The following is a 3,798-nucleotide window of genomic DNA, read 5'->3' as shown; positions in this document are numbered from 1 at the left end:
TTCTGTTGTTATGGCAATGGCGTTATGGGGAACGGTAGTTGGAGCCATTTTCGGAGGAATACCTACTAATATAATAGGTCGCAAAAAGACTTTATTTTGGATTGGTATTTTGTATTTTGCTTCTGCAATAGGAGCTGCATTTGCCAACAATCCATTTGTTTTTGCTGCTTTTAGATTTATTGGAGGTCTGGGGGTTGGTGCTTCTACCATAGCCGCACCCGCTTATGTATCGGAAATTGCTCCTGCTGATAAACGTGGTCGATTAGTAGCTCTGTATCAGTTTAATATTGTGCTGGGAATTCTAATTGCCTTTATTTCCAATTACTTTTTAAAAGATATTGGAGAAAATGCATGGCGCTGGATGGTGGGGGTTCAAGCTATTCCGTCTGTTATTTATATTCTTTTCATACTTACAATTCCGGAAAGTCCAAGATGGTTGTTGGCAAAAGGGCGTGATGAAGAAGCGCGTAAAGTACTGTTCTTGGTTGATCCGTCTGCAAACATCAAAGACATCATGGATGATTCAAGTGATAATGGTGCTGCCAAGCATGAGAATATTTTCATGAAAAAGTACCGTTTCCCGTTGCTATTGGCTTTTTTAATTGCCTTTTTTAATCAGTTTTCAGGAATCAATGCTTTTTTATATTATGCGCCAAGAATTTTTGAAGAGGCCGGTCTTGGTCAAAATACAGCTTTATTAAGCAGTATTGGCATCGGAATTACGAATCTTATATTTACTTTGATAGGTGTTACATTAATTGACAAATTAGGAAGAAAGTTGTTAATGTACATTGGATCCATTGGATATATTATTTCGTTAGGTCTGGTATCGGCTTCTTTTTATTATAACTGGGGAGGTTTATCAGTTCCTATTTTTCTTTTCTTATTTATTGCATCGCATGCAATTGGTCAGGGTGCGGTTATCTGGGTTTTTATCTCTGAGATTTTCCCCAATCACATTCGAGCTTCAGGACAAGCATTTGGAAGTTCTGTACACTGGGTTTTGGCAGCCATTATTCCGTCTTTAATTCCGATGTTATTTTCTGAAATTGGCCCCGAAGTAGTATTCCTGATTTTCACTTTGATGATGGTGTTGCAGTTGTTATTCGTAATTTTTATGATGCCGGAAACCAAAGGAATTTCTTTAGAAATGTTAAGCGAAACTTTAACCAAAAAAAATATCAAAAAAAATGAAATTAACGAAACACCTACCGCTCACGTTTTATAGTGCAGTTTTACTTTTAATAGGTTGCGGTAAGCCATTTACGGTAGTTGCGCAAACAACTGCAGTTTCTTCACCGGTATCTGATGAAGAAAAAATGTACCGTCCCAATTTTCATTTTACACCCAAAAAAGGGTGGATGAATGATCCTAACGGAATGTTTTATGCCGATGGAATTTATCATTTGTTTTATCAATATTATCCTGATGGTAATAAATGGGGACCAATGCATTGGGGACACGCTATTAGTAAAGATATGATCAGATGGGAAGAACAGCCCATTGCGATTTATCCGGATAAGGACAAATATATTTTTTCAGGAAGCGCTGTTGTCGATATCAATAACACATCAGGGTTAGGAAAAGGAAAAGTGGCTCCAATTGTTGCCATTTACACCCTCCATGATATGACAAAAGAAAAGGAAGGAAAAATTGATGTTGAACAACAAGATATAGCTTATTCGAACGACAATGGTTTTACATGGCAGAAATTTGAGGAAGGAAATCCTGTCGTGAAAAACCCTGGAATTCGTGATTTCCGCGATCCAAAAGTATCTTGGGATGAAACAAACAAACAATGGATTATGGTTTTGGCAGCTCAGGACCGAGCGCAATTCTATAAGTCGACAAACCTTAAAAACTGGGAATATTTATCTGAATTTGGAAAAGAAATTGGCGCTCACGGAGGCGTTTGGGAATGTCCGGATTTCTTTCAGATAAAAGTAGAAGGAACAAAGGAAACCAAATGGGTTTTACTTCAAAATTTAAATCCCGGAGGACCAAATGGAGGTTCAGGAGTACAATATTTTGTGGGCGATTTTGATGGAAAAACGTTTACACTGGATCCTAATTTTGCCAAAAGAGTAAATCAAGAGAAAGCTGTTTGGGTAGACTACGGAAGGGATAATTATGCAGGAGTAACCTGGAATAATATTCCAAGTGCAGATGGAAGAAGGCTGTTTATTGGGTGGATGTCAAATTGGGATTACGCGCAGCAGGTTCCAACAACTACATGGAGAAGCAGTACAACAATTCCACGCGAACTTAAACTGGTTAAAAAAGGAAACGAATATAGTTTGATTAGCAGTCCGGTGAAAGAAATTAACAAATATGTTTCTAAAACTATTAAAGTAAAAAACCTGAAAGGAAAAGGAAAACTTTCGATTCCTGAAGTTGGAAAAATAGATTTAACTCAGGCTGTTTTGAGTTTTAATTTAAAAAACTTAAAAAAAGACACTTATAGTTTTACACTTTCAAACGCTCTTGGCGAGTCATTGACCTTTGGTTTAAACACTGCTGAAAATTATCTTTTTGTTGATCGTTCAAAAGCGGGTAAAATTGATTTTTCTGAAAAATTTGCTTCAACGATAAGTAAAGCGCCGTTGGAAGGAACTCAAAAAGAAGCGGCCTTTAAAATTATTTTAGATAAAACATCAATTGAAATATTTTATAACAATGGCGAAAAAGTAATGACAGAAATCTTTTTCCTAAATAAGCCATTTACCTCAATTTCTGCTTTTTCAAACGAAGGAATGGAAATTTCTAATCTCGTAATTAACCAATTAAATATTAACTAAAAACAAAACCACTAACCATGAAAAGTAAATTTATTTATTTTCTATTTTTCTTCTTTCCGGTGCTGATGATGACGGCACAGGAAAGCGGAATTAAAGGAACCGTAACTTCGTCAGATGACGGATTGCCGTTGCCCGGCGCTACTGTAACAATTTCAGGGACAAATAACAGCACTTCTACCGATTTTGATGGAAAATTTTCCTTGCAGGACGCTACTCCTGATGCAGCACTTGTTGTTTCTTTCGTGGGCTATGCCACGCAAACGATTTCACTTAAAGGTCAAAAAAGTATCAATATAGTTTTAAAAGTAGGCAACAATCAATTGAATGAAATTGTAGTAACCGGTTATTCCAAACAAAAGAAAGCGGATATTACCGGATCGGTTGCCATTGTGAACGTAAAAGACATCATGAAACAACCGGAACCCAATCCAATTAAGGCTTTGCAGGGAAGAGTTGCCGGAGTAAGAGTATCCTCAGACGGTTCGCCTAGCGGAGGAAATACAAAAGTGGTAATTCGTGGTGTGGGAACCTTAAACAACACAGATCCACTTTACGTAATTGACGGGATGCCAACGAAATCAGGAATGCATGAATTGAATGCAAATGACATTGAGTCAATCCAGATTTTGAAAGATGCTGCTTCGGCCAGTATTTACGGTTCCAGAGCTTCAAATGGGGTGATTATTATTACTACCAAAAAAGGAAAAGAAGGCAAAATGAGAATCAATTTCAACACATATACTTCACTTTCAGACTACACCAGAAAATTGAGTGTGATGAATGCCAATCAATTTGGGCAAGCGCTTTGGCAGGCTAATATAAATGATGGTCTAGATCCGAATAATAATCATTTGAGTTATCAGTTTGATTGGTCGGTGAATAATAATAAGCCACAATTGAACAAAGTGTTAGTTCCGGAATATTTGGATGCGGAGCGAACCATGAAATCATCCAACACAGATTGGTACGATGCGATTTCGCAAACCGGAGTTGCCAATTC

General features: G+C 37.3%; 3 protein-coding genes. All 3 read left to right on the top strand.

Going from position 1 to position 3,798, the window contains the following annotated elements:
• On the top strand, window positions 1-1,228 hold a 1,228-nt coding region (locus tag VLC96_RS15340), incomplete at its 5' end, for a sugar porter family MFS transporter (RefSeq protein WP_325264303.1).
• Window positions 1,191-2,798, top strand: coding sequence for a glycoside hydrolase family 32 protein (locus VLC96_RS15335; protein ID WP_325264302.1), 1,608 nt, complete (start codon window positions 1,191-1,193; stop codon window positions 2,796-2,798). The genes VLC96_RS15340 and VLC96_RS15335, both read left to right, overlap by 38 nt.
• Before the next feature lie 17 nt (window positions 2,799-2,815).
• The coding region (locus VLC96_RS15330; protein WP_325264300.1) for a TonB-dependent receptor plug domain-containing protein at window positions 2,816-3,798 on the top strand (983 nt) is incomplete at its 3' end.

Source organism: Flavobacterium sp. (assembly GCF_035456085.1).
GTDB lineage: Bacteria > Bacteroidota > Bacteroidia > Flavobacteriales > Flavobacteriaceae > Flavobacterium.
The sequence above is the reverse complement of the archived record's forward strand: the minus strand, read 5'-3'. Positions and strand labels throughout refer to the sequence as shown.

Bases quoted from the DNA above. Each gene is read 5' to 3' on its own strand.
- VLC96_RS15335 (WP_325264302.1), top strand. From the start codon at position 1,191: ATGAAATTAACGAAACACCTACCGCTCACGTTTTATAGTGCAGTTTTA.